General features: G+C 31.5%; 25 protein-coding genes. 11 read left to right on the forward strand and 14 right to left on the reverse strand.

Going from position 1 to position 23,295, the window contains the following annotated elements; genetic code table 11:
* Positions 1–17: 17 nt before the first annotated feature.
* Genes P9515_RS07725 through P9515_RS07740 form a run of 4 tightly spaced genes read left to right on the forward strand, consistent with a single transcriptional unit; the run spans position 18 to position 4,519 of the window.
* Positions 18–995 (forward strand): CNNM domain-containing protein, encoded by a 978-nt coding sequence (locus P9515_RS07725; protein ID WP_011820924.1) that lies wholly within the window; start codon positions 18–20, stop codon positions 993–995.
* Positions 996–997: 2 nt separating this feature from the next.
* On the forward strand, positions 998–2,239 hold the full coding sequence (locus P9515_RS07730) for a DUF697 domain-containing protein (protein ID WP_011820925.1): 1,242 nt from the start codon (positions 998–1,000) through the stop codon (positions 2,237–2,239).
* Positions 2,236–2,817 (forward strand): nicotinate-nucleotide adenylyltransferase, encoded by a 582-nt coding sequence (locus tag P9515_RS07735; RefSeq protein WP_011820926.1) that lies wholly within the window; start codon positions 2,236–2,238, stop codon positions 2,815–2,817. Before P9515_RS07730 ends, P9515_RS07735 begins: the two co-directional genes overlap by 4 nt.
* 4 nt (positions 2,818–2,821) lie before the next feature.
* Complete coding sequence (locus tag P9515_RS07740; RefSeq protein WP_011820927.1) at positions 2,822–4,519, forward strand: NAD+ synthase; 1,698 nt, start codon at positions 2,822–2,824, stop codon at positions 4,517–4,519.
* Here the strand turns inward: P9515_RS07740 and P9515_RS07745 are convergent.
* From P9515_RS07745 to P9515_RS07795, 11 genes are all read right to left on the reverse strand, one after another.
* On the reverse strand, positions 4,516–5,583 hold the full coding sequence (locus P9515_RS07745) for a DUF3326 domain-containing protein (protein WP_011820928.1): 1,068 nt from the start codon (positions 5,581–5,583) through the stop codon (positions 4,516–4,518). The two genes, P9515_RS07740 and P9515_RS07745, sit on opposite strands and share 4 nt — an antisense overlap.
* A gap of 13 nt (positions 5,584–5,596) precedes the next feature.
* Positions 5,597–5,806 (reverse strand): hypothetical protein, encoded by a 210-nt coding sequence (locus P9515_RS07750; protein ID WP_011820929.1) that lies wholly within the window; start codon positions 5,804–5,806, stop codon positions 5,597–5,599.
* On the reverse strand, positions 5,803–6,114 hold the full coding sequence (locus P9515_RS07755; protein WP_011820930.1) for a 2Fe-2S iron-sulfur cluster-binding family protein: 312 nt from the start codon (positions 6,112–6,114) through the stop codon (positions 5,803–5,805). The genes P9515_RS07750 and P9515_RS07755 overlap by 4 nt, the downstream gene beginning before the upstream one ends.
* A 14-nt stretch (positions 6,115–6,128) precedes the next feature.
* The gene (locus P9515_RS07760; protein ID WP_011820931.1) at positions 6,129–7,079 is read right to left on the reverse strand and encodes a F0F1 ATP synthase subunit gamma; all 951 of its coding nucleotides are present in this window, start codon (positions 7,077–7,079) and stop codon (positions 6,129–6,131) included.
* 20 nt (positions 7,080–7,099) lie between these two features.
* The gene (atpA, locus tag P9515_RS07765) at positions 7,100–8,617 is read right to left on the reverse strand and encodes a F0F1 ATP synthase subunit alpha (protein ID WP_011820932.1); all 1,518 of its coding nucleotides are present in this window, start codon (positions 8,615–8,617) and stop codon (positions 7,100–7,102) included.
* Between the two features lie 31 nt (positions 8,618–8,648).
* Positions 8,649–9,191 (reverse strand): ATP synthase F1 subunit delta, encoded by a 543-nt coding sequence (gene atpH, locus P9515_RS07770; RefSeq protein WP_011820933.1) that lies wholly within the window; start codon positions 9,189–9,191, stop codon positions 8,649–8,651.
* Complete coding sequence (locus P9515_RS07775) at positions 9,191–9,703, reverse strand: F0F1 ATP synthase subunit B (protein WP_011820934.1); 513 nt, start codon at positions 9,701–9,703, stop codon at positions 9,191–9,193. Before P9515_RS07775 ends, atpH begins: the two co-directional genes overlap by 1 nt.
* On the reverse strand, positions 9,700–10,161 hold the full coding sequence (locus P9515_RS07780) for a F0F1 ATP synthase subunit B' (RefSeq protein WP_011820935.1): 462 nt from the start codon (positions 10,159–10,161) through the stop codon (positions 9,700–9,702). The genes P9515_RS07775 and P9515_RS07780 overlap by 4 nt, the downstream gene beginning before the upstream one ends.
* A 69-nt stretch (positions 10,162–10,230) precedes the next feature.
* Complete coding sequence (gene atpE / locus P9515_RS07785; protein ID WP_002805169.1) at positions 10,231–10,476, reverse strand: ATP synthase F0 subunit C; 246 nt, start codon at positions 10,474–10,476, stop codon at positions 10,231–10,233.
* Between the two features lie 162 nt (positions 10,477–10,638).
* Positions 10,639–11,364, reverse strand: a complete 726-nt coding sequence (gene atpB / locus P9515_RS07790) for a F0F1 ATP synthase subunit A (protein WP_041710653.1) — start codon at positions 11,362–11,364, stop codon at positions 10,639–10,641.
* A gap of 45 nt (positions 11,365–11,409) precedes the next feature.
* Complete coding sequence (locus P9515_RS07795; RefSeq protein WP_011820937.1) at positions 11,410–11,889, reverse strand: hypothetical protein; 480 nt, start codon at positions 11,887–11,889, stop codon at positions 11,410–11,412.
* A gap of 270 nt (positions 11,890–12,159) precedes the next feature.
* Here P9515_RS07795 and P9515_RS07800 point away from each other — a divergent pair, with 270 nt between their 5' ends.
* From P9515_RS07800 to P9515_RS07810, 3 genes are all read left to right on the forward strand, one after another.
* Positions 12,160–13,389, forward strand: a complete 1,230-nt coding sequence (locus P9515_RS07800; protein ID WP_011820938.1) for an FtsW/RodA/SpoVE family cell cycle protein — start codon at positions 12,160–12,162, stop codon at positions 13,387–13,389.
* Positions 13,390–13,472: 83 nt separating this feature from the next.
* On the forward strand, positions 13,473–14,129 hold the full coding sequence (locus P9515_RS07805) for a cytochrome c biogenesis CcdA family protein (protein ID WP_011820939.1): 657 nt from the start codon (positions 13,473–13,475) through the stop codon (positions 14,127–14,129).
* Positions 14,130–15,416 carry a cytochrome c biogenesis ResB family protein gene (locus tag P9515_RS07810; protein WP_011820940.1) on the forward strand — a complete coding sequence of 429 codons (1,287 nt, stop codon included), beginning with the start codon at positions 14,130–14,132 and terminating at the stop codon, positions 15,414–15,416. It abuts the gene before it with no gap.
* Here P9515_RS07810 and queF read toward each other — a convergent pair.
* A complete protein-coding gene (gene queF, locus P9515_RS07815; protein ID WP_011820941.1) occupies positions 15,413–15,823 on the reverse strand; it encodes a preQ(1) synthase in 411 nt (136 codons plus the stop codon). The genes P9515_RS07810 and queF overlap by 4 nt on opposite strands.
* Before the next feature lie 180 nt (positions 15,824–16,003).
* On the opposite strand from queF, the gene P9515_RS07820 reads away from it, so the two are divergent.
* Complete coding sequence (locus tag P9515_RS07820) at positions 16,004–16,249, forward strand: hypothetical protein (RefSeq protein ID WP_011820942.1); 246 nt, start codon at positions 16,004–16,006, stop codon at positions 16,247–16,249.
* A gap of 24 nt (positions 16,250–16,273) precedes the next feature.
* Positions 16,274–16,612 carry a P-II family nitrogen regulator gene (locus tag P9515_RS07825; protein ID WP_011820943.1) on the forward strand — a complete coding sequence of 113 codons (339 nt, stop codon included), beginning with the start codon at positions 16,274–16,276 and terminating at the stop codon, positions 16,610–16,612.
* Here the strand turns inward: P9515_RS07825 and P9515_RS07830 are convergent, their stop codons facing one another.
* A complete protein-coding gene (locus P9515_RS07830; protein WP_011820944.1) occupies positions 16,613–17,425 on the reverse strand; it encodes a TlyA family RNA methyltransferase in 813 nt (270 codons plus the stop codon).
* Between the two features lie 290 nt (positions 17,426–17,715).
* On the opposite strand from P9515_RS07830, the gene purB reads away from it, so the two are divergent.
* The gene (purB, locus tag P9515_RS07835; protein WP_011820946.1) at positions 17,716–19,011 is read left to right on the forward strand and encodes an adenylosuccinate lyase; all 1,296 of its coding nucleotides are present in this window, start codon (positions 17,716–17,718) and stop codon (positions 19,009–19,011) included.
* Positions 19,012–19,059: 48 nt separating this feature from the next.
* On the forward strand, positions 19,060–20,445 hold the full coding sequence (locus tag P9515_RS07840) for a class II fumarate hydratase (protein WP_011820947.1): 1,386 nt from the start codon (positions 19,060–19,062) through the stop codon (positions 20,443–20,445).
* Between the two features lie 11 nt (positions 20,446–20,456).
* Here P9515_RS07840 and P9515_RS07845 read toward each other — a convergent pair whose 3' ends face one another.
* Positions 20,457–23,183 carry a DEAD/DEAH box helicase gene (locus P9515_RS07845; RefSeq protein ID WP_011820948.1) on the reverse strand — a complete coding sequence of 909 codons (2,727 nt, stop codon included), beginning with the start codon at positions 23,181–23,183 and terminating at the stop codon, positions 20,457–20,459.
* Positions 23,184–23,295 lie beyond the last annotated feature (112 nt).

Consider the following 23,295-nt stretch of genomic DNA (forward strand, 5'->3'; position numbering starts at 1 on the left):
AAAACTAATCAATTTAAATGGAACCAAGTGTTTACATTCTAATTTTACTAATAATAATAATATTAGTAGGTTCCGCATGTTGTTCAGGAGTAGAAGCAGCTTTTTTAGCTGTCAACTCCATAAGGATTTTAGAATTAGCATCAAAACAAAAACCTAAAAGTTCTGCTAATCAACTTCTTAAACTTAGAAAACATCTTGGAAGAACTTTAACTGTAATTACCATAACTAATAATGGTTTTAATATAATAGGTAGTCTCCTTTTAGGTGTTTATGGAGCCTTAATAATTAAAAGTAGTTTTGGTTTAACATTATTTTCGATCGCTTTTTATGTATTAGTAGTATTACTTGGCGAAGTACTTCCTAAAGCAATAGGTACAAGATTTTCATTGCAAATAGCTATATTATCTGTTCCAATTTTGAGAATGTTAAATAGTTTAATGAGGCCTTTCTTAATATTAATAGAGCATTTATTTCCTGTGATCACTGCAGAGAACGAAATATCAACGGATGAAGAAGAAATTAGGCAAATGGCAAAAATTGGTTCACAGAAGGGGTTCATAGAGGCTGATGAAGCCGCAATGATACTTAAAGTTTTTCAATTAAATGATTTGAAAGCTAAAGATTTAATGATCCCAAGAGTATCTGCACCTAGTCTTGATGGTTCCTCAAATCTTGATGAAATTTCAAAACTAATAATTTCAAATAATTCTCCATGGTGGATTGTCTTGGGTGATAAAGTTGATAAAATACAAGGAATAGCCAAACGTGAAAACTTACTAACTAGTCTTATCAAAGGAGAAAATAAAAAATTACTATCAGATTTATGTGATCCTGTGGACTACATACCAGAAATGATAAAAGTAGACAAGTTATTAACAAAATTTGACAAGGATAACAAAGGAGTGAAAGTAGTAGTAGATGAGTTTGGAGGATTCGTGGGAATAATTGGATCAGAAGCTGTATTATCTGTATTGGCAGGATGGTGGCAAGAATAAATATGAAACAAATCAATATTGATAAAATTTATTTACTTTTAAAAAAATGGTGGGAGAGTATCGACCTTAGCAACTATGAAAAAAGTAATTTAAATAAGGAAATTATATCTTTTAATCAACAACTTTTTAGGCTCAAAGAAAAACAGTTAAGAATTGGTATTTATGGCAAGGCAGGAGTTGGAAAGTCCTCAATACTAAATTTATTGTTAAACAAACACGAGTTTAAGACAGATATTATTAATGGATCAACAAAAAACATTGAAAAAAAAGAGTGGTCTCTAAAATTTCAAAATTTAAAAACTATCGAATTAATTGATTCTCCCGGTTTTGACTTTTGTGATATTAAAGATCCAGAAAAAATATTTTCTCAAGTGAGTAATTCAGAACTGATTTTATTTGTCATAGCTGGAGATATTAACAGAAATGAGCTATCTCAAATTAATTCATTTATCAAAAATGGAAAAAAAATTATTATTATTTTTAATAAAATTGACACATGGAAGGAGCATGAATTTATAAATATCATCAAAAATATAAGATTAAAACTGCCTCAACATATTCATATCCCAATAATATTTAATTCAAAAAAGAACATTCAAAACGAGATAACTGAATTAATAAATAGATATGGGGAAAGTTTATTAACTTTTAACTCCCTTCAATTAGCTGATAATTTATCCTTGAAAATAAAAGAACAAAGGTTAAAAAGAAGACAATTGGAAGCTCAATCAATTATTGGTAAATTTGCAACAATCAAAGCATCGGGAGTTGCATTAAACCCATTAATTTTTCTTGATATTGCAGGAGGTTTTGCTTTAGATACTGCTTTAGTTTGTGAATTGAGCAAAGTTTATGGCTTAAATCTTAAAGGCCAATCAGCACGAAAAATCGTCAAAAAGATTTCTATAAATAACATTCTCCTAGGAGCCTCTCAAGTCGGTATAAATACATCTTTTAATTTATTACGAAAAGTTTTCTTAGCTACTGCTCCTTTCACACACGGGTTGTCATTGTTACCATATGGGCCGATAGCTATTGTACAAGCAGCAATATCTGTTAAATCTACAAAAATTATCGGTAAATTAGCCGCTAAAGAAATATTTAGAAAAAGCAAAGGATATCTTTTAGATCCATCTCAAATAATCACAAAATTCATAATGAAAGAACCTGAAATTTTTGATTACACAAAAATTTATTTATCTAATAAAAATTCAGAGAATAATTTCGCTACTTTTCTACCTTGAAATTTGATAATAAAAATCGAATCGCCCTATTTGGAACTAGTGCAGATCCACCAACAAAGGGCCATAAGTTAATACTGGAAGAATTATCAAATATTTATTCTTGCATTATTACTTATGCAAGTGATAATCCCAAAAAACAGCATAAAGAAAATATTTTTTTTCGAAACCTTTTATTAGAAACACTAATCAAAGATATCAATAATCCAAAAGTAATATTCAATCAAAAAATAAGTAGCCCGTGGGCAATAGAATCAATTGAAAAATGTAAAAAAATTTATTCCTTCGATAAAATCGATTTTGTGATAGGAAGTGACTTAATTACAGAAATTTTTTCATGGAAAAATTTTAATAAAATTATTGACGAAGTTAAATTACTAATAATCAAAAGAGAAGGCTATCCAATTGAATCTAATACTTTAAAAATGCTAGAAAATAATAAAGTTATATTTGAAATTTCTTCATTAAATATTCCAAATATTTCTAGTTCAACGGTTAGATTAAATAACAATTATTCTGACCTACCAAAAGCTTTAATTGATATAGTGAAGAAGAATAATTTATATGAATTTGTTACTTAGTTGAATGAAGTTTTTCCTTGCTCAATTAAATCCAATTGTGGGCGATCTAGATGGAAATGCAAAAAAAATACTCTATGTAGCTAATAAAGCACATTTAAATTCTGCTGATATGGTGCTCACCCCAGAATTATCTTTGTGGGGTTATCCTGCAAAAGATTTACTTTTAAAAAAAAATTTAATTGAAAGACAATATACTATTCTAGATCAGCTATCCAAATCTATTAATAAAAAATATGGGGATTTGAGCATTACGGTAGGGATTGCTGAAAAGATTGATGACTCTTTTTTCCCAAATCTTTATAATTCTGTTGTTCTAATTGAGAGTGGTCATTGGAAAACAATTGCACGAAAAATTATTCTCCCTACTTATGAAGTATTTGATGAGAAAAGATACTTTCGATCCGAAGAGAAAGTATCTGTAATCTCCAAGAAAATTAAAGATAAAACTTATAAGATTGGCTTAACTATATGTGAAGATTTATGGGTTAATGAAAATATAGATGGGAGAGGTATTCATGAAAAGAATCCAATTTCGCAATTAAAGAGTAAAAAAATTGATCTTTTATTAAATTTATCGGCATCTCCATACACCTTCAAAAAATTTAAGTTAAGAAATAAAATTTCAAGTTTTGCGGCTCAATATCTTAATGTGCCTTTGGTATACATCAATCAAGTAGGGGCTAATGATGATCTAATTTTTGATGGGAATAGTTTCATTATCAATAAAAATGGATCAAAAATTAAGCAATTAAAATCTTTTTCAGAAGATACATTCATTTGGAATATTAATGAAAATTTAAATTTGGTAACTGAAAAAAAATCTTCTGATATTTCTTCAGTTTTTGATGCTTTAGTTTTGGGAGTAAAAGATTACGCTAAAAAATGCGGATTTAGATCAGCTTTGATTGGCTTAAGTGGAGGAATTGATTCGGCACTCGTTTCAGTAATTGCAACTGCTGCATTAGGACATGAGAATATCTTCTGCGTCTCAATGCCTTCTAAATGGAGTTCAAATCATTCTAAAATCGATGCAAAAGATTTAGTCGAAAGATTAAATGTAAATTTAAATACAATTTCAATTGAAAATATCATGTCTTCTTTTGAGGACTCTTTTTTAGAAAGCTTTAATTTCAAAGTAGAAGGCGTAACAAATCAAAACATCCAATCGAGGATAAGGGGTACCCTTCTAATGGCTTTAGCTAATCAAGAAAAGCATTTATTACTTGCAACTGGTAATAAATCAGAACTAGCTGTTGGATATTGCACACTATATGGCGATATGAATGGAGGATTATCTGTAATAGGTGATTTATATAAAACTAATGTTTTTAAATTGTGTAATTGGCTAGATAGTGAAGATTCATTAGAACGCCGAAAAGCTTACAAATTAGATACTAAAGTTAAAATTATTGGGGACCAAATCCGAAAGAAGGCTCCCAGTGCTGAGTTAGGACCTAATCAACTTGATACCGATTCACTGCCTCCATATTCTTTATTAGATAAAATTCTTAAAGGAATTATTGAGGAAAAAAAAGATTTACAGCTTCTTGAACAAGATGGTCATACCAAAAAACAAATTTTAAAAATAATTACACTAATTAAAAAAGCCGAATTCAAAAGAAAACAAGCTCCTCCTATACTAAAACTAAGTAGTCAATCACTGGGAAGTGACTGGAGAGTCCCAATTGCAATTTCTTACTAAGATCCCATCTTTTTAAAAGTCATTTCTTGAATTTTATTTAAAGGTCTTTTAATTGATTTAGGGTTAATTCCTTCTCTTATAGCAAGAACTAAACCTGATGCCTCAAAATAATTATCCACCTCAATGAGTTTAGGATAGTTATAAATATTATTATCAAGGTTTATAATATTTTGATTTTTTACAGCAATTATATTTAATCCTCTTTCCATTCCGGCTAAAACTGCTTCTCCGCCTAATGAACCACTTGGAATCACAATAGATTCGACATGACTTGGGTGTAAGGTAATACTGTCGCTTTTATCAGATAATTCTATAAGATCTGGAGCCTTACTTAAACCAATCAATACTGAGGGCAAAAATGTATATCCTATTTCTTCGGAAGCCGCCCGAGGATCTAAATTTTCATTCAATTCAATTGGACTTAATGCAGGTGCATGTGCACAGGGAACTTTGAGAAACTTACTTATCAAATGACTTATTACAGCCTCAACTCCTGCTATGGGATCAACACCTTTTCCCTCCCTATATGAATTTGTTTCAACTAAATCTAAATCATCAGGGAATTTAGCTACTATCGCTATTGCCGTCATACCTTTATTTATCAACATTTCTCCTGCTTCAATTAAAGTATCGGGATTTTCAATTAAACCTTCGCTGATACCTTGTGATTCAGAATCAATACTTATTCCTAAAGGCTTTTTTGTTAATACATAAGAATCAACATCAATTCCTAATGTTGCGACACAAGCATCTGCGACTTGTAAATGTCTTATTAATATTTCATGTTCAATGCTTGAATCAAAAATTATTCCAATTTTCTGCTGTTTTACACTTTTGAGGCCAATTTCTCCTTTAGCAAATCTATCTAAGCTATAACCTTCGACATAAAAAATATCTTTGTGTTTTTCTGCAAGAGAACCCCCATTCATAACATTGGGATGAGTAATTAAGCATCCACTTGCGGAGGCTAACAATTTTGCAGCAGGGAGGGAATCTCCAGCAAAACCTCCGATTTCACATCCAATCCCAGTTGGAATAATAAAAATTGTAGGTGAAATGTCCATTTACTATCTTGATTTATATTGATGAATTGATTTGTTTTTCTAAAACAGCTTTAATTCTTATTTTCTTTACATGAGATGATTCTACTGAAGCTTTTATATCGGCAATAGACCATCTTATAATTCTCCCTTTTTTCATTAGATTTCCGATAATAAATCTCCTCAAATTAAAAACTTTTATTGATGGTGGCCAATCTAAATAAAAATCAACCTTTATTAATTTCATTTTTGGTAGTTACCAAATTGACTACTAGATAGATGATCTTGAGCTTCATTTCCGATAATAATATGTAAATCAGACTTTGAATAAGCAAAACTCTTTCCCTTCAAATCATTCTTTAAACCAATTGCATCCTCATGTTCAACTGATCTATCAACTAACATTGAGGAAGTATTAGTAAATACTCCCGAAGAGCAACTTGTTGGAATATCAATTTCAATAACTTTAGCGAAAGTTATGGTATTTGGATACACCGGACATAAAAAAACACGTCCATTTTTTTTTAATTCAACTTTAATACTATATTCCGACATTCTTGAGGATTCAGCTAGACTGCTGAACCTCCTACCACCTCTAAAATTTCCTGAGTTATTGCAGCTTGTCTTGCTTTGTTATAGGTAAGGTTTAAAGTACTTGCTAATTCTTTAGCATTATCACTTGCATTATTCATTGCAGTCATTCTGCAGGCAAGTTCTGATGCAGCAGACTCTTGAAGTGCTCTAAGAATCTGATTCTGCAAGTACAAAGGTAATAAGGAATCCAATAACTGATCAGGGCTTTGTTCAAAAACGATATCAGAAGGCAATCTGTCTGATTCATTCTTTTCTAAATTAGATTTTTCAACTAGTAACTTACTATTTTTTGTAGTTAATCTAAAGATCTCATCATTTTCCTGTGCAATTCCTTGAGGGTCTAATGGCAGCAACGTTTGTACAACTGGAGCACAACTTACGAGAGTGATGAATTTGGTATAAATGATTTCTACCCTATCTGAGTTTTCTGATAAAAATTCCGCTAAAACCTCATTGGTTATTCCTTCAGAATCTATAGCTGTTGGGACTTGTTCTAGTTCTTTGAATGTACTTTTAATTACGTATTTATCCTTCCTATTTTGGAAGTAACCTATTGCTTTTTTCCCAACTAAAATCAAATTTGGTTCATAACCTTGTTTAATTAACTCTGCATACCTAATTTCTACCTTTTTAATTATGTTTGTATTATATCCACCACATAAGCCTCGATCCGCAGTTATGCAAACCAAAGAAATTGATTTCACTTCTCTTTTGGATAAAAGTGGAGAGTCTACAGCCTCAAACTGGACCCTCGATTGAATATTCTCTAAAACACGAGCAAGTTTGTCTGCAAAAGGTCTACTCTTGAGGACTTGATCTTGTGCTCTCCTAACCTTCGCAGCCGCAACCAATCTCATGGCTTCTGTTATTTTTCTAGTATTTTTAACAGAAACAATTCGATCTCTAATTTCTTTAAGATTTGCCATAATAACTCCTTAAAATAAATTCAAACTGTGGCAAGCATTGAGGATTTAACTTCTTTTATAACCTCTGTTAATGTTGTTTCTAAGCCTTCGTTAAGTTTCTTCTCTTTAAGAATCTCTTCAATAAATTCTGCTTTATTTAACTTGAGATATTCTCTAAGTTCAGCAGCAAATTTGGTTACATCTTCAACAGGTACTTCGTCAATAAGACCCTTAACACCTGCATAAACAACCGCCACTTGTTCAGCAAGGTTTAATGGTGAGAATTGTGCTTGTTTAAGCAATTCTCTTAATCTCTTACCTCTTTCAAGTTGTTGTTGAGTTGCCTCATCAAGATCAGAGGCGAATTGAGAAAATGCTGCTAATTCATCAAATTGAGCTAATTCTAATTTTAGTGTTCCAGCTATTTTCTTAATTGCTTTTGTTTGCGCAGCCCCACCAACTCTACTAACTGAGATACCCACATTTATTGCAGGACGTAAGCCTGAGTTAAACAAATCTGCGCTTAAGAAAATTTGTCCATCAGTAATTGAAATAACGTTTGTTGGAATATATGCAGAGACATCTCCAGCTTGAGTTTCAATAATTGGTAGCGCTGTCATTGATCCACCACCCATATCGTCAGATAATTTTGCTGCCCTCTCAAGTAATCTGCTATGACAATAAAAAACGTCTCCAGGATAAGCTTCCCTTCCTGGTGGTCTTCTCAAAAGAAGAGACATTTGTCTGTATGCTTGCGCTTGCTTTGTTAAATCATCATAAATAACAAGAGTAGCTTTACCTTGGTACATGAAATGCTCAGCAATAGCAGCGCCAGTATAAGGAGCTAGATACTGTAAAGCAGCAGCTTCAGAAGCACCTGCACTCACTACAACTGTATAATCAAGAGCACCTTTTTCTCTTAGAACTTCTACTACATTTGCTACTGATGCAGATTTCTGACCAATTGCTACATATACACAAACTACATCTTGGCCTTTTTGGTTGATTATCGTGTCTATGGCGATCGCAGTTTTTCCGGTTTGTCTATCTCCAATAATCAATTCTCTTTGACCTCTCCCCACAGGTATCATTGCGTCAATTGATGTAATACCTGTTTGCATTGGTTCATGAACTGATCTCCTTTTAATAATTCCAGGAGCCATCTCTTCGATAAGTCTATTGTCACTAGTTGGTATCTCACCTTTCCCGTCTATTGGTTGCCCTAAAGGATTAACAACTCTCCCTTTCATTGCCTCTCCAACTGGGACAGAAGCAATTTTACCTGTTGACTTAACATTACTTCCCTCTTGAACGCCTAGAGCTTCTCCCATTAAAACCGCGCCAACATTATCGTCTTCTAGATTTAGTGCTATCCCTTCAGTCCCATCTTCAAATTCTAATAATTCACCAGCCATGACCTGATCTAAGCCATATATTCTTGCAATGCCATCCCCTATTTGCAGTACAGTTCCTACATTGCTAACACTTACAGATTGGTCATAATCAGTTATCTGCTGTTTTAAGATTGAACTGATTTCATCAGGGCGTATAGATACCATGGATTTAAGAATTTAAGGTTGAATTTTGAATTTACTTGGATAGTGACAAACCAAGCTTTCTAATTTGAGAGGCAAGACTAGCATCAATTACTTTAGATCCTACACTCGCGACGAAACCACCAATGAGTGATGGATCAATTTTAGTTACAAGTTCTAATTTTTCAGTGCCCGCTATATTGATGATCTTTTTGGTAATTAAACCTTTTTGGTCATCAGTAAGCTCAACGGCGGAAGTAACAGTTGCCAATGCAATATTACTATTTTCTCTGTGAATTTCTAAAAATCTATTGAGAATTGAAGTTACAATTCCAATTCTTTGCCTATCAGCCAATAATTTCAAGAAATTAAGAAGAGAAGAATTAATCCTATCTGAAAAAATTTCAATTATAATTTTTCTCTTAGTTTCTGTCTCTAAAACTGGAGAAGATAATGTTTTCTCTAGCTCAGGGGCATCATTAATTAAAGTAAGTAGTTGTTTTACTTCATTAACCATTTCTTCAGTTTGATCATTTTCATTAACAACCTGAAGTAATGCTTCTGCATATGGAGTAGTGACTGAATTTAAAAGTGGCATTAGTTCATCTCAATATTGTTTATGGATTGAGTTACCAAATTTTCTTGAGTTGTTTGATCAAGTCTATTTGGTAGAGAATCTAAAGCTTTCTTAATAGCTAATTCAACAGCTTCTTTACGAAGTTGAGAAATCGCTCTTGAGGCTTCTGAGCTTTCGTCAGAGATGGCACTTTGTTTTATTCGTGCCATTTCTTCAATAGCTTTTTTCTCACTTTCCATCCTGATTGATTCAGATCTCTTAAGAGAATCTGCCTTTATTTGACTAGCTTTTTCTTCTGCTAAGGATAAGTCAGTCTTTGCTTTCTCTAAAGCTTGTGTTGCTTTAAGAAGTCGATCTTCTGCATCTTTTAATTCAAGAAGTATTCCCTCTCTTCTTTTTTGAAGCATTTTACCGAGAAAACTTGGTAAAAATTTGTAAAGACCAAAAACGACTACAGCCCAGTTAAGAACGTTAGTTTCGAATAAATTAAGATTTAATCCAAAACCTTCTGTAGCTAAAAGAGGTAAATTCATTTTTCTAGAATTAATCTATTAACAATAAGTTCGCTTAAGTCATCAGCTTGCTTAAAAAGTTGGTCACGAGCAGAAGATGTCTGATTTTCTATTTCTAACCTTGCTTTTTCTTTAGAAGCATTTGCTTCATTATTAGCAAGTTCAAGAGCTTCTTTGTAAAGCTTATCAGATTCATTCTCGGCATCACTCACAATTTTTTGAGCTTCAGAACGAGCACTTTGAAGCTGGCTTAATAAATCAGCTTCTAATTTTTCAACTTCTGAAAGTTTATTTTTGGCCTCCATAATATTATTACTTACAAATTTTTCTCTTTTTTCAACAACCTTGCCTACAGGTTTAAAAAAGAGAGAATTTAATATGTAAGTAAGAGCGACTACTTGTATTGCCATAAGAGGCAAAGTGGCATTTATGTCAAATAACCCACCTTCGGTAGCTCCAAAAAAATTAAAGGCCAACATATGTTTCAGTTGATAATTAAAAAATTATATTTAAATATTGCTAATAAGAATTAAAAGCAACATTAACTTTTAGGAAAAAGGGTTCGCAAAAAGTAATACTAAAGCCACAACTAATCCATAGATTGTTAATGACTCCATGAAAGCGAAAGATAAAAGTAGAGTTCCTCTGATTTTACCTTCAGCTTCAGGTTGGCGGGCAATACCCTCAACAGCACCTTGAGCTGCGTTACCTTGTCCAAGGCCTGGGCCGATAGCGCCTAAACCAACTGCTAATCCTGCAGCTACAACAGATGCAGCGGAAGTAATGGAATCCATAATTTTGAAATAAAGAGCTTAATGCTTGTGATAAATCTTTTTGTCTGTCACGCTTGGACATTCTTTTTTAAGAATGGGTCTGAATTTTTCAGACCTACGCGATTAAATATTTTGCCAGATTACAGGCCCTTTGTAAAAGAGTCTGAATGTATTTAAAAGATGCTAATGATGTTCCTCTACCGCTTCTCCTATGTAGTAAGCAGCAAGTGTAGCGAAGATTAATGCTTGGATTGCACTTGTAAACAACCCAAGAAACATTACAGGAATTGGTAAAACTAGGGGAACCAGGAAAACCAAAACACCAACTACAAGTTCATCAGCAAGAATATTCCCAAAAAGCCTGAAAGATAATGATAAGGGTTTGGTAAAGTCTTCTAAAATTTTAAAAGGTAGCATTATCGGTGTTGGATGAACATAATATTCGAAGTATCTCCAGCCCTTATTGCTTAAACCAGCATAGAAATAAGATAAAGATACTAACAAGGCCAGTGCAATAGTTGTATTAATATCAGCTGTCGGAGCTCCTAATTCTCCACTTGGTAACTTTATTAATCTCCAAGGTATAAGCGCCCCTCCCCAATTACTAACAAACACAAATAAGAATAGAGTTCCGATAAAAGGCATCCAATCTCTATAAACTTTTTCACCAATTTGAGTTCTTGCAAGATCTCTAATATAGTCCCATAAAAATTCAAGTAAATTTTGCAATCCTTTAGGATCATTTTCCATTTTTTTCGTCCCTAAAGAGATAAAAACTAATAATGAACCTAATAGGATCCAAGAAGTTAAAAAAACTTGTCCATGAAGTCTTATATTTCCAATTTGCCAATATAGATGTTGACCAACTTCTAATGCTGCAAAATTTGTCGACAAGGAGTTTAATAACATTTTGATTTAAAGAAAAATTAATAAATTTTGATAAGCAAAATTTATTTAAGAACGTGAAAAATAAAATATAAGAGAAGGCTTATAGATAAAAAAGCCTATCATTGCTGGGAAAATATCTAAGGATGCTAGCTTGCTCGCAAAAATAAAGAGACAAACTGGAACCAATAGTTGTAATTGAGAAACACCTCTAGATTCTTTTCCTATTTTGCCTATACTTTTAGCAAGCAAACGTAAGTAAAAAATACCAGCAATGGCACCTATAAAAACACTAAAACCAAAAGTATACCCAATTAGAATCCCTGTTATAGATGCTACTAAAATGGCAACAATAAAAGTAATACCAAAAATTGTTATTTGTAATTTGGTATATTCATCATTTTTTGAAAATAATCTTTGAAATTGACTTCCAAAAACTAATTTTATTTTATTAATGAAAGAATCATCATGGGAAGGAGTATCGAGAACATTCTTACTATGAAGATGTTCGATATTTTTTTTTCTATTTGAGTCCACTGATGTGAACATAATTTAGAAAACCCCCTTTATACAGATTTAAGTAAGTATATAAACTCACGGAATCTATCATGGAGAGGGGCCTTTTAGCTAGGTATTCTTTGTTTAAAGTCCTAATTCTTAAGATTTGTGATATTTGATTTATATGTTTTTGAATAACTAAAAAAGGGTTTGAGTTTTGTTAATCAAAATCAATTTAATTGACATTCACTTCAAAACTTAGCTTAAAGACTTGGCAAAGTAGTTATTTGACGTCTCAATAGTATATCTACGAACTTTAACTTGGAGATAAGTAAAGCCGCTAAAAAATATTCACATTCTTTTGAAAGAAATAGAACTTTTGATTCCAGAATAAAACCTAATTATTTAAGGAACAATTTCTTACCTTTACCGTGGGAAATCTGGCCTTATGAAGGGAAAATCCTGCTTATTTTGATATGTATTTGGTCTATTTTTGGTTTATTTATACTTGGTTCTGCAAGTTGGTGGGTGGCTAGCAAAGAAATGGGGGATTGGGCTTATTATTTAAAAAGGCAAATTATTTGGTGTATTCCGGGATTAACTATCTTTTATTTTGTTTTAAATACAAATATTAGAGATCTTTTAAAAACTTCAAAAATTATCTTCTATTTCTTAATTATCTTGATAATTTCAACAATTTTCTTCGGAAGTACAGTAAACGGTTCTTCAAGATGGTTAATTATGGGTCCTCTACAAATTCAACCCTCGGAATTGATCAAACCTTTTGCGATTTTAGAAGCAGCCAACTTATTTGCACATTGGAATTTAATAAAAAAAAATAAAAAACTTATTTCATTAAGTACTTTTGGATTGCTAATTTTATTAATAATGAAGCAACCCAATCTTAGTACGGCAGGATTAACAGGGATTCTTTTTTGGGTAATGGGTTTATGCGGTGGAGTTAAATACAGTTCACTCTTTTCAGTAGCTTCTCTAGGATTTTTGAGTGGTTGTATTAGTATTTTGAGTAATGAATATCAAAAGCTAAGAGTAATATCATTTATTGATCCTTGGAAAGATTCAGAGGGCAATGGATATCAATTAATTCAAAGTTTATTAGCGATAGGTTCAGGAGGATTATTTGGGCAAGGATTTGGTCTGTCTACACAAAAATTACAATATTTACCAATTCAAAGCACAGATTTTATTTTTGCTATTTTTGCAGAAGAATTTGGTTTATTAGGATCAACATTATTATTAGGTTTTTTAGTTCTTCTCTCTTATGTAAGCTTAAGGATTGCAATAAAATGCAGGAATAACTATACCAAGTTAGTCGCTATTGGATGTGTAACCTTACTAATAGGTCAATCCATATTGCATATAGCTGTAGCGACAGGAATGATGCCCACAACTGGGCTGCCGCTACCCTTTGTAAGTTACGGAGGAAATTCCTTATTATCCTCATTTTTTGTAATTGGAATGTTGTTAAGGTGCTCATTAGAGTCAACTGGCTTCATAGGCATTATTAGTGCACGAAAGTCTCTTAATTAGTTAGAATTTAAGAGATTTAGATTCTTGTCATCACATCTATTAATTTAGTTATTTCAGAATTAGCTCAAAAAGGTAATTTACTAATGGAGCAAGGGCTTAATAATCCAGGCCCGTTTACAATATTTTTGGTATTTACAGCAGGCCTTTTAACCAGTCTTGGCCCATGTTCTTTATCTTTACTGCCAATCACAATTGCGTATATTGGTGGAACAAAGAAAAATAAATTTAAACTTATAAGTTTTTCTGGCGGAGTTATTTTTTCGCTAGTTACTTTAGGAGCATTAAGTGGATTCTTAGGGAAAATATATGGTCAATTACCCTCTTATTACTCTTCTTTAGTTGCTTTCATAGCAATAATTATGGGTCTAAATTTATTAGGAATTTTAAAATTCCAATTACCAAATGGGCCCGACTTAAGATTTATGGAAGATAAGGTGCCTCCTTTAATAACACCTTTTCTGATAGGTGGAACTTTTGGTCTCGCTTCCTCACCATGCATTACTCCAGTACTGGCTACACTATTAGCTTGGGTATCGCAAGCAAAAAACCCCACAATTTCAATAATCTTTTTGTTCTTCTTTGGACTAGGTCAAATAACACCCTTAATACTTGCGGGGGCAACAACTGAAAATCTAAAGCAGTTTCTAGAACTCAGAAAATATAGTCAAATAATTCCTACTTTAAGTGGAGTATTTTTAGTTTCTGTAGGAATTTTAAATTTAATTTCAAATTGGATTTAAATGATTATTTTTAAGAATTTGATTTTAAAAATATCAAGTTTAAAATTTGCTATTACATTAATAATTTTCATTGCTATTACAAGTGGTGTTGGAACATTTATACCTCAAGGCAATGATCCACAAGAGTATATTGATTTCTACAATGAAACTCCAATTTTTGGACTTATTAATGGATATCAAGTAATAAAACTTCAATTAAATCATGTTTATACAAGTAATTGGTTTTTATTTTCATTAATACTCCTTTGTATTTCTCTTGCGGCTTGCAGCTTTCGGAGACAAATACCTTCTTTAAAAGCTGCATTAAAATGGACTGACTATAAAAATGAAAAAAGATTCTACAAACTTCAATTAACTACTAATTACAAAGTAAGCCAAGACGTAAATCATATTTTAAAAGCTGATTCTTTACTAAGAAAAAAAGGTTGGAGCATTTCCAAATTTGAAAATCGCTTATCGGCAAGAAAAGGTCTCGTGGGAAAACTTGGACCTATAATTGTCCATATTGGGCTTATTATTTTACTTATTGGCTCTGCATATGGAAATTTCAGTAGCCAATCTAAAGAACAATATTTGAGACTAGGAGAAAGTTTAGATTTAATAAATGAGAATAAAAATTCTAAGTTCACAATAAAATTAAACAACTTTTTAATAGAGCGTGAAAGTGATGGAAAACCAAAGCAATTTATTTCATATTTAAACTTTTTTTCAGAAGAGCAACATTTAAATGAAATAAAAACAACGCAAGTAAATCACCCGATTAGATTCAGAGGTTTAACTATTTATCAAGCTGATTGGTCAGTTTCAAATATTGTTTTGGAGATTGATAGTGTTCTTTACCAACTAAAACTAAAACCTATTCCAGAGATAGGAGATCAAATATGGGGACTTTTAATTGAATTGGGAAGAGAAAATAAAAAAAATTATCTTTTAACCATTGATAATGAAAATGGTCCTCTTAAAGTCTCAAATATTAAAGACTTTTCTGAAATGTTTATTTATTTAAATGATGATCCTATCGAAATTAATTCTTCAAAACTATCTTTAAAAAAAATTATTCCTAGTAGTGGTTTGATAATTAAAAATGATCCTTCAATTCCATTTATATATTTAGCTTTCACTCTAATAATTTTGGGAACAATTTTTAGTCTTATTCCAACCAACCAAATATGGATTTTATTCAATGAAAATTCAAATAAATTATTTGTTGGTGGTTTAAGTAATAGAAATCTTTTAGGCTTCAAGAAGGAATTTCAAAAATTATCAGATGAGATAAAGAATAATTAGTTTCTTTTCTGCCCACTGTAAATATCTAATTTCATAGAAACGTTTCCTCTAGGATTAAAATCAGCATTTAAATGTATCCAATGAGGAGCTGCTGCATTTAAAAGATCATCCATAATTCTGTTTACTACTTCTTCATGTGATATCTTAAGATCTCTAAAGTGATTAATATAAAGTTTTAAAGATTTCAACTCATAAACTTTACTATTAGGCTGATAAAAAATATTTAATTTTGCAAAATCTGGATAACCAGAAAATGGGCATTTGCAAGTAAATTCAGGAAGTTCAATTGAAATTTCATAAATTCTTTTTTTGTTTGGATTATCAAAGCAAATTATTTTTGATTCTTCTATCAGTCTTTCTCCATATAAAGGCTTATTAGTTGAATCGTATAAGTTAGGTGTACTCATTGTTTTTAACAATCTTCTCTACTAAAAATATATAAAAAGCTAAGAATTCGCAAAAAATCAAAAACATATCTTAGTGTTACAAATCAATAAGTCAGAGGATATAAAATTCATATTTGTATCAACAGTTACAGTTACAAGCTAATTACAAAGGCTTATATATATCTAGTTTCTAAAAAATTTATGGACATCTGTTTAGTAAATATAGACAATAATTTAAATAAATCTCTTCAACCCACCAGTGTAATGGGAATGTTATGGCTCCAAACTCATTTTGAGAATGAACAATGGGAGGCATTAGCAAATAATCAAGTAATAATTTCAAAAGAAAATTCAGAGTTACTTTTTAAAGATGCAACTAGCGCTGGGCTTAACATCAAATCATTTTCTGAAGTTTCAATGCTAGATGTTTTTCAGAAAAAGAATTAAACTTAAAGTATTCAAGGGAAGCACATGAAGAAAATCGAAGCAATCATACGTCCATTTAAATTGGAAGATGTAAAAATCGCACTAGTAAATTCTGGAATTGTGGGAATGACAGTAAGTGAAGTGAGAGGATTTGGAAGGCAAAAAGGGCAAGTGGAAAGATACAGAGGTTCAGAATTTACAGTTGAATTTCTTCAGAAACTTAAAGTAGAAGTTGTAGTAGAAAATGAAAAAGTTAGTTCAGTAATAGATGCAATTGCCGAAGCTGCAAAAACCGGCGAAATAGGTGATGGGAAAATATTCATATCACCTATTGATTCTGTTGTAAGAATTAGAACTGGAGATACCGATAAAGAAGCTCTTTAATTAAAGAGTCTCTCTTACCAAATTCTCAATATATTTAAAATTTATTATTGGATTAGATATTCCTGTCTTAGACATCCAAGCAAGATATTCATGATTTCCTGCAGGGCCAACTAACGGAGAGGCAACTAGACCCTTAATATTCCATTGTAATTTTTCTGCAGTATTAAGAACCGACTCTATAGCCTCAATATGATATTCAGCCTTTCTTACAACACCCCCTTTGCTTACTCGATCTTTTCCTACCTCAAATTGTGGTTTAATAAGGAAGATACCCTCTATAAAATCTCCAAATAATAAATTATTAATAGGTTCGAAAACTAAATTTAGTGATATAAAAGACAAATCTGCTACAACAAAATTTGGCAATAAACTTTCTTCAGAATATATATCTAAAGGCTTTAAATTTCTTATATTTGATCTTTCAAAAAGAATAACTTTTGGGTTTTTCCTTATTTCCCAAGCCGTTTGACCATAACCTACATCTATCCCGTAGACCATTTTCGCACCTTGTTGCAACAAGCAGTCAGTAAATCCACCAGTAGAAATTCCTGCATCTATACAAACTCTACCTTTAACATTGATATTGAGTTTTTTAAAAGCCTCCAATAATTTCTCACCACCTCTTGATACAAATTGAGCTTCAGATTCAATAATAAATTCAGTTCCTGTTATTACTTGTTGACCTGGTTTATCGAAAATCTTACCATTGATATCTTTAACCTTTCCAGCAAGAATTAGACCCTGAGCTTTCTGACGAGTTTCACATAAACCTTGGGAAAGAAGATAAAGATCTAATCTACTTTTTTTAATCATTTATGGTAAAAATAATTTTATTAAATAACTATTGGCTATTTTCAGATAATATTTTTGAAACATAATGCTTTTTTAAATTTTTTTAAACAAACAATACCTATTTTTTATAAAGATAGTCCAATTGAATGCTTTAGACACTTTTCAAAAAAAATTGATATTTACAAATATAAAAGCTGTTACATAAGACAACAATTCTTATGCAAATATGTTCAATGGCAAGTAGATCTTTAAGGTATAGAGCAATTATGAGATTTTAGTTATAGAGTTGAAATTGAAGATGTTTAAAAATTGTGATTGAACGTTACACATTGCCCGAAATGGGGAGAATCTGGACTGAACATGCGAAATTCCAGAGTTGGCTTAAAGTTGAAATTGCAGCATGCGAAGCAAATTATTCTCTTGGGAAAATTCCTGAAGATGCACTTCAAGAGATTCGTTTAAAGGCTAAATTTGAAGAATCAAGAATTAAAGAAATTGAGAAAGAGGTTAAACATGATGTAATAGCATTTCTTACAAATATTAATGAATATGTTGGAGATTCCGGAAGATATATTCATGTTGGAATGACTAGCAGTGATGTCCTTGATACAGGCCTATCATTACAGCTAAAAGATTCCTGCAAATTGTTATTAGAAGAGATTGAAAAATTAGAAAATGGAGTCAGGTTATTAGCGAGAAAGCATAAAAATACATTAATGATTGGAAGATCGCATGCCATTCACGGAGAGCCTATCTCTTTTGGATTTAAATTGGCGGGATGGTTAGCGGAAATATTAAGAGATAAGAAACGATTATTAAACCTTAAAGAATCTATTTCCATAGGACAAATAAGTGGAGCCATGGGAACTTACGCTAACACAAACCCCGAAATAGAAAAAATAACTTGCGATTTACTAGATTTAAAACCAGATACTGCAAGTACTCAGGTTATATCAAGAGATAGACATGCTGAATATGTTCAGACAATTGCTTTAGTAGGTGCTTCACTTGACAGATTTGCGACTGAAATAAGGAACTTGCAGAGAACAGATGTGTTAGAAGTTGAAGAAGGATTTTCAAAAGGGCAAAAAGGAAGCTCAGCCATGCCACATAAAAGAAACCCAATTCGCAGTGAAAGGGTTAGTGGTTTATCTAGAATTTTGAGAAGTTATGTTGTTACAGCTCTTGAGAATGTTCCTCTTTGGCACGAAAGAGATATTAGCCATAGTTCTAATGAGCGCATCATGTTACCAGATGTTTCTATATGTCTTCATTTTATGCTTAGGGAAATGCAGGAAATAATAAATAATTTAGAAGTTTATCCAGAAAATATGTTTAAAAATTTAAATATATACGGGGGGGTAATCTTTAGCCAGAAAGTTCTACTTTTACTTGTAGAAAAAGGTTTGTCTAGGGAAAAGGCTTATAGTTTGGTACAGAAAAATGCTCACCAAGCTTGGAATAATGAGAATGGCAATTTCAAAAAGAATATCGAGAAAGATCAAGAGATAATGAAATTAGTAACTGAGAATGATTTAAAGGAATGCTTCGACCCCAACATTCATCTAAATAATTTAAATGTAATATGGGAAAAATTAAGTATTTAAATCACCTAAATATTATTTGAATTTTAACCACAGTTTTTTTTACAACTAATGACCAAAAACTTTAGATTTGAAAAAGATAGTATGGGAAAAATTAAAGTTCCCGCTGAGGCTCTTTGGGGAGCTCAAACGCAAAGATCAATTATAAATTTTTCTATTGGCGAGGAATTAATCCCATTAGAACTGATCTATTCAATTACATTAATTAAAAAAGCAGCAGCAATTGCTAATTTTAAATTGGGTCTAATTAATGATGTAAAAAAAGATCTAATTATTGAAGCTTGCACTGAAATACTTGATGGATATCATGATTCTCAGTTCCCTTTAAAAATATGGCAAACAGGTAGTGGTACTCAAACAAATATGAATATAAATGAAGTCATATCTAATATTGCTGCATTAAAAACAAATTCAGAACTTGGAACTCATAATCCTATTCATCCAAATGACGATGTTAATAAATCTCAATCTACAAATGATACTTTTCCTGCTGCTATTCAGATATCAGTGGTTACTGAAATAATTAAAAAATTAGTTCCTTCAATAAAGGAACTTACTAAGGTTCTTGATAAAAAAAGTAATGAGTGGAAAAATCTTATAAAAATAGGAAGAACCCATTTTCAAGATGCCGTTCCAATTTCACTTGGGCAAGAAGTTTCTGCATGGTCAAAACAACTAAAAGATGCTGAAGATACTCTCTTAGTAAGTCTTGATGAATTATGTTTTTTGCCACTAGGTGGTACTGCAGTTGGTACAGGAATTAATTGTCCAAAAGATTTTCCAGAAGAATCTATAAAATCAATTTCAGATGACACTAATGTAGTGTTTTATAAATCAAATAATCATTTCTCTTTAATGGCATCTCATGATCGATTAGCAAACGTAATGGGTCAAATAAAAATACTTGCGAGTGCATTATTTAAGATTTCTAATGATATAAAAATATTATCCTCAGGCCCTAGATCAGGTATTTATGAGTTAATAATTCCTCAGAATGAACCTGGCAGCTCAATCATGCCTGGGAAAGTAAATCCTACCCAATGTGAAGCATTATCCATGGTATGTACTCAAGTAATGGGTTTTGAATATGCAGTATCAATAGCCAATGCCAGCGGTACTTTACAAATGAACGAATATAAGCCACTAATTGGATTTAATATTCTGAGGAGTATAAAATTACTGAATAATGCAATAAGTAACTTTAGATTAAAGTTAATTGAAGGTATACAACCTAATCCTGAGACTATAAAAGCGAATCTTGAAAATTCACTAATGCTTGTAACAGCATTAGTACCCAAAATAGGTTACGAAAAAGCAGCAGAAATTGCGAATCTTGCTTTTAATGAATCAATTAACTTAAAAGAGGCAACACTAAAATTAGGCTATTTAAGTGCCAATGATTTTGAGGATGCTATAAATACTGATCAAATGATCTGATTTTTGTACTCTTAGTAATTATTATCAATTCTTTTTGTTGCTGGATTTATATTATCAGAGACTTTTAACAAGTCATTCGATTCAGAGACAGGAAATCTATTAATCGCTTTTAATGCTAACTTTGCTTTTTGTTTTAGTTTATTGCTAACTCCAACGCAGTATTGTATTTGTGATAAAACATCCATAGACCTTCTTAAGATCCTTACAACATCTCCCTCATCTAAAGAAGTGTTGAAAATTAATTCTTTCCATTTTTTGCCGCTTGCCCATTCTGAAATTATTCCAGTCAACTCTATTTCTAAAAAAATTGGAGTATCAATATTAAAATTTTTTTGTTTTGAGGCTACTAATTTCCCTAGGCCTTCTAACTCATTAAAAACTTCTATAACTTTTATGGAAGGTTTAAAATTACACCAAACATTTGGTCTTCTTACATCAACACAAATTGCTTGAATTATTGCAGCCAAATCAGGAGGAGTCAAATCATCCAAATAACCACTAAGTAAAACAAGTCCAACCCATAACTCATTTTCACTTCTTATCGCTCCAACTGATTGACCTACTTCAGTAAGTTCTAAATTATTTAAACAGCCAAAATGATTTAAGATTTTTGTTAAATTAGTAAATTTTTTCCAATTATGATTTTCTTTATCTTCCAATAGATTATTTCTCCTAATTATTTCTTGCTCAATCTCTATAATCCTTTTTCTATATCTTTTTAATTTTTTAGAGTCACCAAATTTATGAGCAGGCTGGTTTGATATTTTTTCATCTAAATTAGTAATTAATTTCCTTTGTTCTAAAACTTCAGTAGTAAGATCATATTGGGGAGTTCTTAAATCATATTTTTCAGAAATTTCAAAAATTTTATGTGCCAAGGTTTGTGATTCATCATTTCCTCTAACAACTTCTCCTGAAAAATTCATCTTTGGCTCCTCAAGTTTCAAAATTTTAATCTCCTCTAAATCAGGAAAAATATTTACAATATAAGAAGGTTTTATCAGGATAAATAAATTATCAATTGTTAAACAGAGCAAACTTGTAATTTTATTTGATTCATATATTTTTTTACAAATCATAGCTGGAACAACTTTCCTTTTTATTTGCGGTGCTTTTATAGAAATTAAACTTCCATCTTTAATATAGGTAAGTGCACTTGTGATTTCTTCTGATAATTTTTCAGCCGATTGTTTTTCTAATATCCTTAACAATCTTCTTTCTTCTTTTAAACGACTTTTCATTTTTTCATATAAATCAAAATCTTGCCATGAAATATTAGTTGTTATTTTTTTTAGTTCTTGTAAATCTTTTTCTAAATTATCAAGAATAACCATCTCTTCAGAGGATTCTCCTAAATATAAAAAGCTACCAAAACTTCTTTTTATTAATTCTCGAGATTTATCTAAACTATAATTTTGTAAAAGGTTAAGAACCATCCCATAGCTTGGGGTGAACTGGCTAACCAGCGGATTCGGTTGACTAATAGCCAAAGTACTTGCTTCTTTTGCACCCTCAAATCTAGTTTGTAGGGTTACTACATACCCCTGCAAATCCTTTCCCCTTCTTCCAGCTCTTCCGGACATCTGCAAAAATTCGCTACTAAATAATAATCTATGTCCTTCATCAGTCCTTTTTGATAATGAAGAAATTACTGTCGTTCTTGCAGGCATATTAATACCCGCAGCTAAAGTTTCAGTTGCGAAGACAACTTTTATCAATCCTTTCTGAAATAGTTCCTCTACTAACTCTTTCCATGCTGGGAGTAAACCAGCATGGTGTGAAGCGATACCTCTTTTAAGAGCTTCACAATGAAATTTATCTTTTACTCCTTCTTCATTATTTTTCAGATAAACATCTAATCTTTGAGATATCAAATTTGCTTCTGAATAACTCACTAAAGATAAATCTTTTATGTATTCAACAGCCTTATCACACCCTCTTCTACTAAAAATAAAATAAATAGCTGGCAACATATTTCGCTCTGAAAGTTTAGAGACGACAAAAGCAATTGGAGGAACCTTTGGTTGCATTATTCTGCCTACTTTACCTTTCTTTTTTTGACCTTTTGGTGCTCTCCAAATCTTACAATTTGGATGAATTCCATTACCCTTATTATTCAAAAGGGGATGAAGGCCCTTTGCACTACAGAACATAAAATCTAATGGAACTGGTCTTTTATCACTATTGACAAGTACTGTAGGGCCATGAACTTTTTCTATCCAATTTTGAAGTTGATCCGCATTAGAAATAGTTGCTGATAAAGCTATTATCTGCGCTCTACTTGGGCAATGAATTATTGTTTCTTCCCAAACTGTCCCCCTTTGCGGATCATTCATATAATGACATTCATCAAGAATTACAGATTCTAGATTTACCAATGGGTCACAAAATTCTTCAAATTCTCCATAGAGCATATTCCTAAAAATCTCAGTAGTCATTACTAAGATTGGAGCATCTCTATTAATACTAATATCTCCTGTAAGAAGACCTACTTTTTTCTCTCCAAATTGATTAATAAAATCTCTAAACTTTTGATTTGATAAAGCTTTTAATGGGGTTGTATAAAAAACTCTACTTTCATGAGATAAGGCTCTATAGATAGCAAATTCACCAATTAATGTTTTACCTGAACCAGTTGGTGCAGTTAAAACAACAGAATTGCCACTATTAATAGCTTTTATTGCCTCAATTTGGAAGGGATCTAGAGGGAACGGGAAATATTCCTCTAAATTAAGCAATAATTGTGATTGAAGAGCGGAGGAGTTAACTTCTTAAGATATGATCTATATAGATATTAATAAACAATACCTACCTTGCACACTTTAATAGTAAATCTAGATCATTTTATAA

The organism is Prochlorococcus marinus str. MIT 9515, assembly GCF_000015665.1.
Classification (GTDB): Bacteria; Cyanobacteriota; Cyanobacteriia; order PCC-6307; family Cyanobiaceae; genus Prochlorococcus_A; species Prochlorococcus_A marinus_P.

Excerpts from the sequence above, each read along its gene's own strand:
- P9515_RS07725 (WP_011820924.1), top strand. The coding sequence starts at position 18 with ATGGAACCAAGTGTTTACATTCTAATTTTACTAATAATAATAATATTA.
- P9515_RS07730 (WP_011820925.1), top strand. The coding sequence starts at position 998 with ATGAAACAAATCAATATTGATAAAATTTATTTACTTTTAAAAAAATGG.
- P9515_RS07740 (WP_011820927.1), top strand. The coding sequence starts at position 2,822 with ATGAAGTTTTTCCTTGCTCAATTAAATCCAATTGTGGGCGATCTAGAT.
- P9515_RS07745 (WP_011820928.1), bottom strand. The coding sequence starts at position 5,583 with ATGGACATTTCACCTACAATTTTTATTATTCCAACTGGGATTGGATGT.
- P9515_RS07750 (WP_011820929.1), bottom strand. The coding sequence starts at position 5,806 with ATGAAATTAATAAAGGTTGATTTTTATTTAGATTGGCCACCATCAATA.
- P9515_RS07755 (WP_011820930.1), bottom strand. The coding sequence starts at position 6,114 with ATGTCGGAATATAGTATTAAAGTTGAATTAAAAAAAAATGGACGTGTT.
- P9515_RS07760 (WP_011820931.1), bottom strand. The coding sequence starts at position 7,079 with ATGGCAAATCTTAAAGAAATTAGAGATCGAATTGTTTCTGTTAAAAAT.
- atpA (WP_011820932.1), bottom strand. The coding sequence starts at position 8,617 with ATGGTATCTATACGCCCTGATGAAATCAGTTCAATCTTAAAACAGCAG.
- atpH (WP_011820933.1), bottom strand. The coding sequence starts at position 9,191 with ATGCCACTTTTAAATTCAGTCACTACTCCATATGCAGAAGCATTACTT.
- P9515_RS07775 (WP_011820934.1), bottom strand. The coding sequence starts at position 9,703 with ATGAATTTACCTCTTTTAGCTACAGAAGGTTTTGGATTAAATCTTAAT.
- P9515_RS07780 (WP_011820935.1), bottom strand. The coding sequence starts at position 10,161 with ATGTTGGCCTTTAATTTTTTTGGAGCTACCGAAGGTGGGTTATTTGAC.
- atpE (WP_002805169.1), bottom strand. The coding sequence starts at position 10,476 with ATGGATTCCATTACTTCCGCTGCATCTGTTGTAGCTGCAGGATTAGCA.
- atpB (WP_041710653.1), bottom strand. The coding sequence starts at position 11,364 with ATGTTATTAAACTCCTTGTCGACAAATTTTGCAGCATTAGAAGTTGGT.
- P9515_RS07795 (WP_011820937.1), bottom strand. The coding sequence starts at position 11,889 with ATGTTCACATCAGTGGACTCAAATAGAAAAAAAAATATCGAACATCTT.
- P9515_RS07805 (WP_011820939.1), top strand. The coding sequence starts at position 13,473 with ATGGAGCAAGGGCTTAATAATCCAGGCCCGTTTACAATATTTTTGGTA.
- P9515_RS07810 (WP_011820940.1), top strand. The coding sequence starts at position 14,130 with ATGATTATTTTTAAGAATTTGATTTTAAAAATATCAAGTTTAAAATTT.
- queF (WP_011820941.1), bottom strand. The coding sequence starts at position 15,823 with ATGAGTACACCTAACTTATACGATTCAACTAATAAGCCTTTATATGGA.
- P9515_RS07820 (WP_011820942.1), top strand. The coding sequence starts at position 16,004 with ATGGACATCTGTTTAGTAAATATAGACAATAATTTAAATAAATCTCTT.
- P9515_RS07825 (WP_011820943.1), top strand. The coding sequence starts at position 16,274 with ATGAAGAAAATCGAAGCAATCATACGTCCATTTAAATTGGAAGATGTA.
- P9515_RS07830 (WP_011820944.1), bottom strand. The coding sequence starts at position 17,425 with ATGATTAAAAAAAGTAGATTAGATCTTTATCTTCTTTCCCAAGGTTTA.
- P9515_RS07840 (WP_011820947.1), top strand. The coding sequence starts at position 19,060 with ATGACCAAAAACTTTAGATTTGAAAAAGATAGTATGGGAAAAATTAAA.